This is a genomic window from Leclercia sp. 29361, from assembly GCF_011290365.1.
Lineage (GTDB): Bacteria > Pseudomonadota > Gammaproteobacteria > Enterobacterales > Enterobacteriaceae > Enterobacter > Enterobacter tamurae.
In genome coordinates, this window is sequence record NZ_CP049786.1 from 425,033 (window position 1) to 438,399 (window position 13,367).

At 55.2% G+C, this 13,367-nt stretch carries 12 protein-coding genes and 1 tRNA gene; 5 read left to right on the plus strand and 8 right to left on the minus strand.

Annotated elements, in window-relative coordinates; translation table 11 throughout:
* Nucleotides 1-249 precede the first annotated feature (249 nt).
* Both G7090_RS02020 and G7090_RS02025 read right to left on the minus strand, forming a co-directional pair.
* Nucleotides 250-1,512 carry an integrase arm-type DNA-binding domain-containing protein gene (locus tag G7090_RS02020; RefSeq protein ID WP_023336677.1) on the minus strand — a complete coding sequence of 421 codons (1,263 nt, stop codon included), beginning with the start codon at nt 1,510-1,512 and terminating at the stop codon, nt 250-252.
* Between the two features lie 195 nt (nt 1,513-1,707).
* Nucleotides 1,708-1,783 (minus strand) — tRNA-Phe (locus tag G7090_RS02025).
* 172 nt (nt 1,784-1,955) lie between these two features.
* On the opposite strand from G7090_RS02025, the gene G7090_RS02030 reads away from it, so the two are divergent.
* A complete protein-coding gene (locus tag G7090_RS02030) occupies nt 1,956-2,798 on the plus strand; it encodes an AraC family transcriptional regulator (RefSeq protein WP_166181358.1) in 843 nt (280 codons plus the stop codon).
* Nucleotides 2,799-2,834: 36 nt separating this feature from the next.
* The gene (locus tag G7090_RS02035; protein WP_106994013.1) at nt 2,835-3,425 is read left to right on the plus strand and encodes a LysE family translocator; all 591 of its coding nucleotides are present in this window, start codon (nt 2,835-2,837) and stop codon (nt 3,423-3,425) included.
* Here G7090_RS02035 and G7090_RS02040 read toward each other — a convergent pair.
* From G7090_RS02040 to aspA, 5 genes are all read right to left on the minus strand, one after another.
* On the minus strand, nt 3,422-3,997 hold the full coding sequence (locus G7090_RS02040; protein WP_106994014.1) for a transcriptional regulator: 576 nt from the start codon (nt 3,995-3,997) through the stop codon (nt 3,422-3,424). The two genes, G7090_RS02035 and G7090_RS02040, sit on opposite strands and share 4 nt — an antisense overlap.
* A gap of 47 nt (nt 3,998-4,044) precedes the next feature.
* Nucleotides 4,045-5,742, minus strand: coding sequence for a protein-disulfide reductase DsbD (locus tag G7090_RS02045; RefSeq protein ID WP_166181359.1), 1,698 nt, complete (start codon nt 5,740-5,742; stop codon nt 4,045-4,047).
* The gene (gene cutA / locus G7090_RS02050) at nt 5,718-6,041 is read right to left on the minus strand and encodes a divalent cation tolerance protein CutA (RefSeq protein ID WP_106994016.1); all 324 of its coding nucleotides are present in this window, start codon (nt 6,039-6,041) and stop codon (nt 5,718-5,720) included. Before cutA ends, G7090_RS02045 begins: the two co-directional genes overlap by 25 nt.
* A 113-nt stretch (nt 6,042-6,154) precedes the next feature.
* Nucleotides 6,155-7,456, minus strand: coding sequence for an anaerobic C4-dicarboxylate transporter (locus G7090_RS02055; protein WP_166181360.1), 1,302 nt, complete (start codon nt 7,454-7,456; stop codon nt 6,155-6,157).
* Nucleotides 7,457-7,570: 114 nt separating this feature from the next.
* Nucleotides 7,571-9,007: an aspartate ammonia-lyase gene (aspA, locus tag G7090_RS02060; RefSeq protein ID WP_106994018.1), complete on the minus strand. Its 1,437-nt coding sequence runs from the start codon at nt 9,005-9,007 to the stop codon at nt 7,571-7,573.
* Nucleotides 9,008-9,343: 336 nt separating this feature from the next.
* On the opposite strand from aspA, the gene G7090_RS02065 reads away from it, so the two are divergent.
* Nucleotides 9,344-9,814 (plus strand): FxsA family protein, encoded by a 471-nt coding sequence (locus G7090_RS02065; protein ID WP_166181361.1) that lies wholly within the window; start codon nt 9,344-9,346, stop codon nt 9,812-9,814.
* A 76-nt stretch (nt 9,815-9,890) separates the two neighbouring features.
* On the opposite strand, the gene yjeH is transcribed toward G7090_RS02065, so the two are convergent.
* The gene (gene yjeH / locus G7090_RS02070) at nt 9,891-11,129 is read right to left on the minus strand and encodes an L-methionine/branched-chain amino acid transporter (RefSeq protein ID WP_166181362.1); all 1,239 of its coding nucleotides are present in this window, start codon (nt 11,127-11,129) and stop codon (nt 9,891-9,893) included.
* 177 nt (nt 11,130-11,306) lie between these two features.
* Here yjeH and G7090_RS02075 point away from each other — a divergent pair, with 177 nt between their 5' ends.
* Complete coding sequence (locus tag G7090_RS02075) at nt 11,307-11,600, plus strand: co-chaperone GroES (RefSeq protein WP_032616151.1); 294 nt, start codon at nt 11,307-11,309, stop codon at nt 11,598-11,600.
* Between the two features lie 44 nt (nt 11,601-11,644).
* Nucleotides 11,645-13,291 (plus strand): chaperonin GroEL, encoded by a 1,647-nt coding sequence (groL, locus tag G7090_RS02080; RefSeq protein WP_106994021.1) that lies wholly within the window; start codon nt 11,645-11,647, stop codon nt 13,289-13,291.
* Nucleotides 13,292-13,367: the final 76 nt, after the last annotated feature.

Here is a 13,367-nt window from a genome sequence, read left to right on the forward strand (position 1 = left end):
AGCCTCTGGATTGATATCAGATACTGCACAATTTACAAATTTTACTAAATTATAAAATTCTGTAAATGTAACATTATATGTTTGTTGTTTTAATTTAATTGGTTAAATGGTTAATGGAAAGCCGGGTATTTATCTGATTCTGTTTCGTACGGTTTGCCGTCAGTCTTTACAAAAAAAAATCCAGAAGGTGAAGCCAGCCAACCGTAAAGGCTGGATGGCTGATTACGGGGCTTATAAGTGAAATCCTGATTATCTCAGTGGATTATTGACTCTGGCGTAGTCAAAAGGAGAAACAACCTCGTGAATGTTTGCGTCGATAAAATCCCCCCACCATTGCAGCATCAGTCTTCGTTCATCCAGAAACTCCGCCTTGTGAATGTAAGCCGCCCGTACGCCATTACGCTCCTGATGGCTCATCTGACGTTCAACCGCATCTCTCGACCATAATCCTGATTCAATCAATGAACTGCAGGCCATTGTCCGGAAGCCGTGGCCACAGACCTCGACCTTCGTATCGTAACCCATAAGCCGCAGTGCGTTATTTACCGTATTTTCACTCATGGGTTTCCATGGATTATGGTCGCCGGTGAAAATCAGTTCATGCTCTCCACTGATAGTGTGGATCTGCTTCAGAATATCCAGCGCCTGAGTAGAGAGTGGTACCAGATGTTCTGTCCGCATTTTGGAGCCACGATGCGAGTACTTGACCCCGTCAATAGGTTTCCGCTCCGGAGGGATCGTCCACATGGCTTTTTCGAAGTCGATCTCAGACCATCTGGCGAAACGGAGTTCACTGGAACGGATGAAGATAAGCAGGGTGAGTTTTGTTGCCAGCCGTGTCAGAGGCTGACCCCGGTATGTATCCAGGCGTTCAAGGAGTTCTGAAATGCGGTTGAGGGCCAGGGCGGGGCGGTGCTGTCGTTTCACTGTTGTTAATGCACCAGTCATATCGACAGCGGGGTTATAGCTGATGATGCCGGACTGGGCAGCATAGCGCATGATTGCAGTGATACGTTGCTGAAGGCGGGCGGCTATCTCGTATATCTCTCTGGCTTCGGCTGCTTTAACGGGGATAAGCAAATCTGGCGTCCTGAGTGAGGTAATATCGCGTGAGCCGATGAAGGGAAACACATGAGTTTCGAGGCTTTTCAGTATCTTCTCACTATGTGAGGCAGACCATTTTTTATTGCTCTTATGCCACTGTCTTGCGATGCCTTCAAATGTCTGAGCTGTTTCGGGTACAGACTTTTTGATACGTTTCTGTTCGCACGGGTCAGTTCCCTCAGCTATCTGCTTCCTTGCCGCATCGCGTTTTTCCCTTGCTTCTGATAACGAGACTTCAGGGTAAACACCCAGAGCGAGCGTTTTCTCTTTGCCCAGAAACCGGTAGCGGAGCCGCCAGTAGCGGGAACCGTTAGGGTGAACAAGCAAAAACATGTTGCCGCTGTCGGCAAGTTTATAAGGTTTTTCATCCGGTTTAGCTGCACGGATTTTAGCGTCAGTGAGCGCCATTGGCGGTATCTCCTGATAGTAAAAGGGGTATAAATTTTATCGAATCAGACTATACCCTCAGTTGTACCCTCACAAGGGACTTGATGCGGGTTGAAGTTGATTGAGTTGGGTGGAGTTAAGGGATTGTAGAAGTGTTGATTTTTGAGGGCTTAGAATGCAAAAACGGACCTCCGTGGAGGTCCGTTGGTATGAATTTGGTGCCCGGACTCGGAATCGAACCAAGGACACGGGGATTTTCAATCCCCTGCTCTACCGACTGAGCTATCCGGGCAACGGGGCGCATTAAACCGCAATCACGTACGGTCGTCAACCTTATTTCGGGAAAAGCTGTTCAACTGCTTAAGTTTGCGGCAATCTGTCGGTTTGCGCGGCGATTTTGCACAAATCTTCCAGACACAGAGGTAAACCCGGGCAATGCTGACAGCGAAAAAGGGGGCGCGACAGTGAACGACTGGCTTGAGCTGCGACAGCATGCAGATACGGGAATTGAAACCATTAAGGCGCACTTTGAAGGGCACGCCTACGATCCGCACTGGCACGACAGCTATCTGGTGGGGATCACCCTCAGCGGCACCCAGCAGTTCCATTGCCGCCGGGAGCGCCACCGTAGCCATCCGGGGGATGCGTTCCTGCTTGAACCAGGCGAGATCCACGACGGCGACGCGCCGGTTGCGGGCGGCTTCACCTATCTGACGTTCTATCTCGACGAGCGCTGGCTCACTGACACCCTGCATGGCCTGTATGATTCCACGCCCGGCAGCTACTCCCTGCATTTTAAGCAAACCCTGACTCGCGAGCCGCAGCTGGTGCGCACCATTGGCGATACCTTTGCGACGCTGCACAATGACGAGATGAAGATCGTCCAGCAAAGCACGATGGATAATCTGCTGGCGCAGCTCACCTCCCACTGTCACTGGCGCAAAAAATTACCCTCACAGTTGCAGAGCGCGGCAGTGGCGCACCGGGCGCGGGACTATCTCTATGCCCATCTGGGCGACAATATTGGTCTCTCAGACATGGCCCGGGAGACCGGCACCGATCGCTTCACGCTCACCCGCTGCTTCAAGCGCGAGTTCCACCTGGCGCCCCATGCCTGGCTGATTCAGCTGCGGCTGGCGAAAGCGCGGCAGTTTCTGGCGCGCGGGGATCTGCCCGTGGACGTGGCGGCGGCGCTGGGGTTTGCCGACCAAAGCCATTTAGGCCGCTGGTTCCAGCGGGCTTACCGGATCACACCTGCCCACTACCGTCGGTTGTGCACAAACCTTCCAGACGTTTCCAGAAAATAGCGGCACTGTCAGGGCTCTTATAATAAGGAGTCACCTGTGAATCTGATGCCGTTTCTGTTGTTTGCTTTTGTTGCCTCGATAACGCCGGGGCCCACCAATATCCTTATTCTGACCAACAGCCAGCATTATGGGGTAAAGGCGACCCTACCTGCGCTGGTGAGCGCCTGCGTGGCGGCCAGCGCCATTGTGCTGATTTCGGGAGCCGGGGCGGGTGAGGTGCTGCGCCAGTATCCGCTGGTGCGGCAGGTGATGAGCTGGGCTGGCGTGCTGTGGTTAAGCTGGATGAGCTGGCAGCTGTTTTGTGCGCCCGCGGCAAACCTGTCCGGCGCAACGCATACCCACTTTACCGCGCGCGCGGCGGCGTTATTGCAGGTGATCAACCCTAAAACCTGGATGATGGCGCTGGCGGTGGTCAGCCTGTTTGCCCCGGCGGGAGAGCATGCGTTACGGGATATCGCCCTGATGGCGCTCTGGTTTCTGCTGATCTCCGTTGCCTGCCTGCTGTGTTGGGCATGGCTGGGGCAGGCGGTGAACAGGCTGTTTCGGACCGCGGCGGCGATGGTGCGTTTTCAGCGCCTGATGGCGCTGTGTCTCTTCATTTCTGCCTGGGCGGGGATGCTGGCTTAAGTCAGCGCCCCACCTTTGCGGCACTGCGCGAAGTGCAGAATATCTTCCGCCAGACGCTGTGCCGTATCGACATCGGCCTGGCTGCGGTTCACCAGCATCCGGCTGAGGCACCCTTCCATGATCAGATCCATCTGCTTTGCCACCATCGCCGGATCGTCCACTTCCAGCGTGGTCAGCAGCTCATGCGTAAAGTCATGCGAGGCGCGTTTTTGCTGGTCGGCAAGCTGGTGGATCGGGTGTCCCGGATCCGGGAAAAAGGTACAGGCGGCAATAAACAGGCAGCCCGGATAGCGATGATTACGCACGCATTCGGTAAGCGCAGAGTAGCGCGCCAGTAATTTTTGCTCTGCCGAAAGCTCGGTGTTGAGCATCAATTGTCTGCGCCAGGTATCAACCTGCTGGCTGAGATAGCGCAGAGAATCGTACAGCAGCGCCTCTTTATCGGGCCAGAAACGACGTAGTTCATCCAGAGGATAATTCACGCGCTCGGCAACCATCTCCAGCGAGGTGCTGGCTATCCCTTGAATTTCAAGCAATTGCAGGGTTGCGCCCAGAACATCTTCACGTTGCACGGTTTTCTCCTCCGTTTACTTTCGTACTTTCCCATCTGAAGTGTCGTTTACGGTTGGCGATCGCGCAAATGCGCACTGAACGATGCGGCATCCATAAAACCTGTCACTCGCTGTGCAGGCTGCTCTTCACCTTGTGCGTTGAAAAACAAGATAGTGGGCAGACCGAGCACATTGAGCGCTTTTAGCAGGGCCTTATCCTGCGGGCCGTTCGCCGTAACGTTGGCCTGCAGCAGAACAGTATCTTTCAGGGCGTTTTGCACCTGCGGATCGCTGAAGGTGTATTTTTCGAACTCTTTGCAGGCGACGCACCAGTCGGCGTAGAGGTCGAGCATCACCGGTTTCCCCTCGGCTTTGGCCAGCGCCTGATGTAACGCGTCGATATTTTCGATCGGCGTGAAATTCAGATGCGCCTGGCTTTGGGCGGCGGGGGCACCAAAGGCCCAGTCCTGCAGCGGTCGCACGCTGACCAGCGCGGCGGCCAGGAGCAGGATCTGCACCACCCGGATCCACGGCTTGCGGGCGTTTAAGCTGCTGATAAAGGCCCAGCCAAAGAAGGCGACGCCCAGCATCGCCCACAGACGAAGGCCCCAGACATCGCCGATCACCCGTTCAAGCAGGAACACCGGCAGCGCCAGAATAACAAAACCAAACGCGGTTTTTACCGTCTCCATCCAGGGGCCGCTCTTCGGCAGCAGGCGGTTGCCAAATACCGTCACCAGCATCAGCGGCAGACCCATCCCGAGGGCGTAGAGATACAGCGTGCCGCCGCCGAGCCACATATTCCCGCTCTGGGCGATATAGAGCAGGATCGCGCTGAGCGGGGCGGTGGTGCAGGGCGAGCAGATCAGCCCGGCAATGGCCCCCATGGCAAATACGCCGCCCACAGAGCCGCCCTGCTGGCGATTGCTCATCAGCGTTAAGCGGGTTTGCAGGGAGGAGGGCAGCTGAAGGCTGAACAGGCCAAACATCGACAGCGCCAGCAGGATAAAGACCACCGACAGGCCGATAAGCACGTAAGGGTGCTGGAGCGCGGCCTGGAACTGCAGCCCGGCGGCCGCGACCACCAGCCCGAGCGCGGTATAGGTGAGCGCCATCCCCTGTATGTAGATAAATGCCAGCAGCAGCGCGCGGCCGGTGGAGAGTCGCTGTTGACCGCCGAGCACGATGCCGGAGATCAGCGGATACATGGGCAACACGCACGGCGTGAAGGCAATACCGATGCCGATCAACAACGCCCAGAAAGCGGAGAAGGGCAGTTCGCCTCCTGCGCTGGCCTTCTCCTCTGAGGGGAGAGGGGAAACCGCAGGGACGGCGGCCGCTTTCACTTCGCTGAGGGGAATAACTTTGGTTTCCGGCGGGTAGCAGAGACCGGCGTCGGCACAGCCTTGATAAGTCACCGTCAGGGTCGCGCCTTTATCCGCCTGCGCGACGGCGACGGGCACCGACAGCTGGCCCCGGTAGATTTCACTTTTGCCGTAGAATTCATCTTCGTGCGCCGCCCCGGCGGGCAGCTGAAGGGCGCCGACCTGCGCCTGAGCGGGCGTGATGCTAATCTGCTTGCGATAGAGGTAGTATCCCTCCTTCACATTCCAGTTGAGATTCAGTTCGTGTTGGTTTTGCTGAAAATCGAAGACAAAAGCCTGATCGGCAGGCGTAAAGTTCGAGCGGCCGGGTGCATCAAACAACCCGGCAAAGACTGACGTGCTGCACAGCAGCAGGATCAGCGTAAGGAAGCGTTGAGCCATGAGAGATAGTCGTTATCGCCGTGGAGCACTGGCAAAACCAGCAGTTCCGGTGTCTGGTAAGGATGATGGGATTTGAGGCAGTCGAGGAGCGCCTGCTGATGGGCCACGCTGGATTTAAGCAGCATCTGCACTTCGTACTCCTGTTCCAGCTTGCCTTCCCAGTAGTAGAGGGAGGTGGCGCCGGGGAGGATGGTCACGCAGGCTGCGAGCTTATCTGCCAGCACTTTGGCGGCAAGATCCTGAGCGGTAGCTTCATCGGGAGCGGTACACAGAACAACAACAGTGTCGGGCGTATTCACAAGTCGACCTCGGTATCGCGAAAAAAATCACTATATCACGACCGGCTGCTGCTCATTAATGAATCGGGCCGCTAAGCGGCCCGACTTTAACTCTTTTTACAACCAAAAGCGGTTTACAGCACAATCCCGCCGATGATGAAGCCAAGGACCACGCACAGGGTAATGGCAATCACGCCCGGGATCAGGAAGGCGTGGTTAAACACGTACTTACCGATACGGGTGGAGCCGGTGTCATCCATCTCAACCGCAGCCAGCAGGGTCGGGTAGGTTGGCAGCACGAACAGCGCGGAAACCGCAGCAAATGAGGCAATCGCCGTCAGCGGAGAGACGCCCAGCATCAGGGCCGCAGGCATCAGCGCCTTGGTGGTCGCCGCCTGGGAGTAGAGCAGGGTCGCGGCAAAGAACAGCACCACCGCCAGCAGCCACGGATAGTTATGCAGCAGATCGCCGGCGACGGTCTGGATATCGGTGATATGGGCTTTGACGAAGGTGTCGCCCAGCCAGGCCACACCCAGTACGCACACGCAGGCGCTCATACCGGATTTAAAGGTGCTGGCGTTGAGCACTTCGCTGGTGTCGATTTTACAGGTGATGCTAATCAGCGTGGCGATGGTCAGCATGAACACCACGATCGCTTCGTTACGCGGCAGGACCGGGTTCTGAATCAGCCCTACGGTATCGCTGATGGCGGTGGCGTAGAACATCACCGCGATAATCCCGATCAGGAACAGCAGCACGGAGCGTTTAGCGTGTGGCTTCAGGACAAAGGCCTGGCTGCCGCGCAGCTTCACTTCGCCTTTCGCCAGACGTTCCTGATAGACCGGATCGTCTTTCAGCTCGGCGCCAAGGAAGTTACAGAATACCGCGGTGATCATCACCGCAATCAGGGTGACCGGAATACAGATCGACAGCAGCGTCAGGTAGCTCACGCCCATCGGCTCCAGAATACCGGCAAAGAACACCACCGCCGCGGAAATCGGCGAGGCGGTGATGGCAATCTGTGACGCGACAACGGCGATGGAGAGCGGACGGGATGGACGGATGCCCTGCTCTTTCGCCACTTCGGTAATCACCGGCAGGGTGGAGAACGCGGTATGGCCGGTCCCGGCCAGAATGGTCATAAACCAGGTGACCAGCGGCGCAAGGAAGGTAATGTATTTCGGATGGCGGCGCAGCATACGCTCCGCCAGGCTCACCAGGTAGTCCATACCCCCCGCAACCTGCATGGCGGCGATAGCGGCGATAACCGCCATGATGATCTCAATAACGTCGAACGGAATAGCGCCGGGTTTAATTTGAAAAAAGAGAGTAAGTACAAGTACGCCAAGACCACCGGCGAAACCGATGCCAATCCCCCCGAGCCTTGCCCCTAAGTATATCGCCAACAGGACGACGACGAGTTCTGCTCCAAACATGAGTGCCTACCTTGCTTATTAACAAGTTGATATTGAATTGTTGTGTTTTGGTAACGCCTAAAAACAAAAAAGGCACGTCAAGTGACGTGCCTTCATGAAGTTTAACCTGAACTGTTATTGTTCACTTTCATCCGTGTATCTTTTTGCTTTATAGGCCGGGTGCATTAGGTTCTGAGCCGAGAAGATATCATCCAGCTCGGCTTCTGTCAGCAAGCCACGCTCAAGTACGACCTCTCGCACGCTCTTCCCGGTTTCGGCGCAGATTTTACCGACGATATCACCGTTGTGGTGACCGATGAACGGGTTGAGGTAGGTGACGATGCCGATGGAGTTATAGACGTAGCTTTCACATACCGCTTTGTTGGCGGTGATGCCGTTGATGCATTTCTCCAGCAGGTTGTAGCAGGCGTTGGTCAGAATGTGAATCGACTCAAACATCGCCTGGCCAATCACCGGCTCCATCACGTTCAGCTGCAGCTGACCCGCTTCTGAAGCCATGGTGACGGTAATGTCGTTCCCGATGACTTTGAAGCACACCTGGTTTACTACTTCTGGCACTACCGGGTTCACTTTGGCTGGCATGATAGACGAGCCCGCCTGCAGTTCCGGCAGGTTGATTTCGTTCAGACCCGCACGTGGACCTGAAGAGAGCAGGCGCAGGTCGTTACAGATTTTGGAGAGCTTCACCGCCAGACGTTTCAGCGCGCTGTGCACCATCACGTAAGCGCCGCAGTCGGAGGTCGCTTCGATCAGATCTTCTGCCGGTACAACCGCCAGGTTGGAGACTTCGGCCAGCTTCTGCACCGCCAGCTGCTGATAGCCATCCGGGGTGTTCAGACGTGTACCAATGGCCGTTGCGCCGAGGTTTACCTCCAGCAGCAGTTCAGAGGTGCGCATCAGGTTGCGGGTTTCTTCGTTCAGCAGCACGTTAAACGCGTGGAACTCCTGGCCGAGGGTCATCGGCACCGCGTCCTGCAGCTGGGTGCGGCCCATTTTCAGGATATCCTGGAATTCGACAGCTTTGTTCTGGAAGCCTTCGCCCAGCTGGTTAATGGCATCCACCAGCTTCACCACCGAGGCGTAGACGGCGATACGGAAACCGGTCGGGTAGGCGTCGTTGGTAGACTGGCATTTATTGACGTGATCGTTCGGGTTCAGGTACTGGTACTCACCTTTCTGGTGGCCCATCAGCTCGAGGCCGATGTTGGCCAGTACCTCGTTGGTATTCATGTTCACCGATGTACCCGCGCCGCCCTGATAGACGTCGACCGGGAATTGATCCATGCACTTGCCGTTGTTCAGCACTTCATCGCAGGCGGCGATAATAGTATTGGCGATGCTTTTCGGAATGGTTTGCAGCTCTTTGTTTGCCATAGCTGCGGCTTTCTTCACCATCACCATGCCACGCACAAACTCAGGGATGTCGCTGATTTTGCTGTTGCTGATGTAGAAGTTTTCAATCGCTCTCAGAGTGTGAACACCATAGTAGGCATCCGCTGGAACTTCCCTGGTACCCAACAAGTCTTCTTCGATACGAATGTTGTTTAACATGTGAACCTTCTTTTCAAGCTGCCGATTGATTGTACTAAACACACAGTACATCTGTGGTTATGTCTATTTTCTGACCGACGATTATCCCCTGAATCGGCCAGATACCCGGAATGATATGCTGATGATAGCGAAATGCCGTAACCTGGATCACTTATTATGGACCCTGTTACATGATATTTATCAATCTGTGAAATGAATCACCGCTTGAATATTTCCAGAAAAAATATCCGTGCAAACCGATTGAATTTTGACTAACCGCCTCCATTTCTTACAGACGCGAATCGCAAATTGATACCGACAGGGGCCTTAACGGCGTCTGCCACACAGGAGAAGCCAGTGCGCTGGATACCGTTAGCTGCAATCTTTCTCTATGTTTACATAGAGATTTCTATTTTTATTCAGGTCGCCCATGTGCTTGGCGTCCTGCTGACGCTGATCCTGGTGATTTTCACTTCGGTCATTGGCATGTCGCTGGTGCGCAATCAGGGTTTCAAAAACTTCCTGTTAATGCAGCAGAAGATGGCTGCTGGCGAGAGCCCGGCGGCAGAGATGATCAAAAGCGTATCGCTGATTATTGGCGGTATCTTGCTGATTATTCCTGGGTTTTTCACCGACTTCCTCGGCTTGCTGCTGCTCTTCCCGCCAGTGCAAAAACTCCTGACGCTGAAACTGATGCCGCATTTACGTTTTAACCGGATGCCGGGGGGTGGATTCACTACTGGCCCAGGTAACGGAGAGACGTTTGACGGGGAGTATCAGCGTAAGGATGACCAGCGCGACCGTCTGGATCATAAAGACGATCGTTAACAGGAGTTGCCCGGCGGCGCTGCGCTTGCCGGGCCTACGAAACCGTAGCCCGGATAAGCACAGCGCCATCCGGCAGTCAGATGGCACCACGCTTAGGCAACAACAGCCACAGCCCCGCCAGCATCAGAATGGCGTACAGACTCTTCCATCCCACCATCGCCAGCAGCAGTAAACAGAGCACCCCACCGACAACGGCCAGCGCTTTATAGCGGCCTTTCAGCAGTCGACATCCCGCCAGCATGCACAGCAGATAGATCATGATGAAGATGCCGTTGGCATAGACGATTAGCGCATCGAGATTGATATCCAGCCAGTAGATCGCCAGCGTGCTTAACACGCAGCAGCCCAGCACCGCATTCAGGGCGTTCAGGGGTAACTGACGTCTGGACAGACGTGCGAGGCGGCTTTCGGGTTTATACAGTGCCTGGGACCACACCAGTCGGGCAAAGCTCTGGATGTAAATATTCAGGCTGGCGAAGCAGGCGAGATAGCCAATGACGCAGGCGACCCACAGCGCCTTCACACCAAACAGCTGCACCACAATGCCCGGCAGCGAGGCCGCGGCTGCCATATCGGCCCCATAGGCGGTGAAGCGAAGGACCAGTACGGTACAGGCCCAGTAGACCGTGCCCGCCAGCAGCAGGCCGATCATCAACGCCCGCGGGAAATCGCGTTCCGGCTGTTTAAACTCCGATGCCAGGTGCGCAAAGGCCTCCAGGCCGACAAAACACCAGAACATGACGGAAAGAGCAGCAAAAAGCTGCGAATGGTCGATATCGCTTATCGCCGGGAAGGGGATCTCTGTGACCTGAATATCGCCCGCCCACCAGATGGCGGCAATCAGCGCTACGATTAGCACCGCCACCAGGGTTTGCAGGTTAGCGCTGGAGCTGGCCCCGCGTGAGCCGACCCACCAGACAATCGCCAGCGTACCCAGCTCGGCCAGCAACAGCTGCGCATCATGCCAGCCAAACAGCGCCTGGCCAAAACCTGTCGCAATATGCAGGGCGGCAGGCAAGCCCACCGGGATCACGGAGAGGAATAACCAGCCGGTGACGCGCTGCAGGCGTGGGCCAAACGCCATCCCGACAAAATGCGCTACCCCACCGGCACTCGGGAAGTGCCGCCCGAGAATGGCAAATACAATCGCCACCGGGAACACCAGCACAATGAGCACCGGCCATGCCCAGAGGCTGTTATCACCCGCGACCAGGGCTGCCAGCGCCGGCACGGCAAATACCCCCGTGCCCAATAAAGAGGTTGAAAGTAAGCCAACACCCTGCGCGAGTCCCAGCTCCTGTTTGAGTCCACTCATTCCGTTGTCCTGCCCCTGTCAAAAGAGAGGCGATGGTAACACTTTCACAAATTTTTTTTCGACTACCCCTTGAAGGGGTAAAACCCCATCCCCATCTCTCAGGGCACTAGCCGGAAAACCGCTTACGGCCCGGCGTCACCCATAACTGATAATGACTTTCTCAAAGGAGAGCTATCAATGAGTATTCGTCCGTTACATGATCGTGTGATCGTCAAACGTAAAGAAGTTGAAACCAAATCTGCTGGCGGCATCGTTCTGACCGGTTCTGCAGCAGCAAAATCAACTCGTGGCGAAATCATCGCTGTCGGTAAGGGTCGCATTCTGGAAAACGGAAATGTGCAGCCTCTGGACGTTAAAGTTGGTGACATCGTCATTTTCAACGATGGCTACGGTGTGAAGTCCGAGAAGATCGACAATGAAGAAGTGTTGATCATGTCCGAAAGCGACATTCTGGCAATTGTTGAAGCGTAATCCGCGAACGACACTGAACATACGAATTTAAGGGAAAGATTAAAATGGCAGCTAAAGACGTAAAATTCGGTAACGACGCTCGTGTGAAAATGCTGCGCGGCGTAAACGTACTGGCAGACGCAGTTAAAGTGACCCTGGGCCCGAAAGGCCGTAACGTGGTTCTGGACAAATCCTTCGGCGCGCCGACCATCACCAAAGATGGCGTTTCCGTAGCGCGTGAAATCGAGCTGGAAGACAAGTTCGAAAACATGGGTGCCCAGATGGTGAAAGAAGTTGCCTCTAAAGCGAACGACGCTGCAGGCGACGGCACCACTACTGCAACCGTACTGGCGCAGGCGATCATCACTGAAGGCCTGAAAGCTGTAGCTGCGGGTATGAACCCGATGGATCTGAAACGTGGTATCGACAAAGCGGTTATTGCTGCAGTTGAAGAGCTGAAAGCACTGTCCGTACCGTGCTCTGACTCTAAAGCCATTGCTCAGGTTGGTACCATCTCCGCTAACTCCGACGAAACCGTAGGTAAACTGATCGCTGAAGCGATGGATAAAGTCGGTAAAGAAGGCGTGATCACCGTTGAAGACGGTACTGGTCTGGAAGACGAACTGGACGTGGTTGAAGGTATGCAGTTCGACCGCGGTTACCTGTCCCCATACTTCATCAACAAGCCAGAAACTGGTGCTGTTGAGCTGGAAAGCCCGTTCATCCTGCTGGCTGACAAAAAAATCTCCAACATCCGCGAAATGCTGCCAGTGCTGGAAGCCGTTGCGAAAGCAGGTAAGCCGCTGGTTATCATCGCTGAAGACGTTGAAGGCGAAGCGCTGGCGACCCTGGTGGTTAACACCATGCGTGGCATCGTGAAAGTGGCTGCGGTTAAAGCACCTGGCTTCGGCGATCGTCGTAAAGCGATGCTGCAGGATATCGCAACCCTGACTGGCGGTACCGTTATCTCTGAAGAGATCGGTATGGAGCTGGAGAAAGCGACGCTGGAAGATCTGGGTCAGGCAAAACGCGTTGTTATCAACAAAGACACCACCACCATCATCGATGGCGTGGGTGAAGAAGATGCAATCCAGGGCCGTGTTACTCAGATCCGTAAGCAGATCGAAGAAGCGACCTCTGACTACGACCGTGAAAAACTGCAGGAGCGCGTAGCGAAACTGGCAGGCGGCGTGGCAGTTATCAAAGTCGGTGCAGCTACCGAAGTTGAGATGAAAGAGAAGAAAGCACGCGTTGACGATGCCCTGCACGCGACCCGTGCTGCGGTAGAAGAAGGCGTGGTTGCCGGTGGTGGTGTTGCTCTGGTTCGCGTTGCAGCGAAACTGACTGGCCTGACCGCTCAGAACGAAGACCAGAACGTGGGTATCAAAGTTGCGCTGCGCGCAATGGAAGCTCCACTGCGTCAGATCGTTTCCAACGCTGGTGAAGAGCCATCTGTTGTAGCGAACATGGTGAAAGCTGGCGAAGGTAACTACGGTTACAACGCTGCTACCGAAGAATACGGCAACATGATCGACTTCGGTATCCTGGACCCAACTAAAGTGACCCGTTCTGCTCTGCAGTACGCGGCCTCTGTTGCTGGCCTGATGATCACCACCGAGTGCATGGTTACTGACCTGCCAAAAGGTGACGCGCCTGATTTAGGTGCTGCTGGTGGTATGGGCGGCATGGGTGGCATGGGCGGCATGATGTAATCATGTTGTTCTGCACCTCGCAGAAATGAATAAACCCCCGGTCAGAAATGATCGGGGGTTTTTCTTTTACATCTCT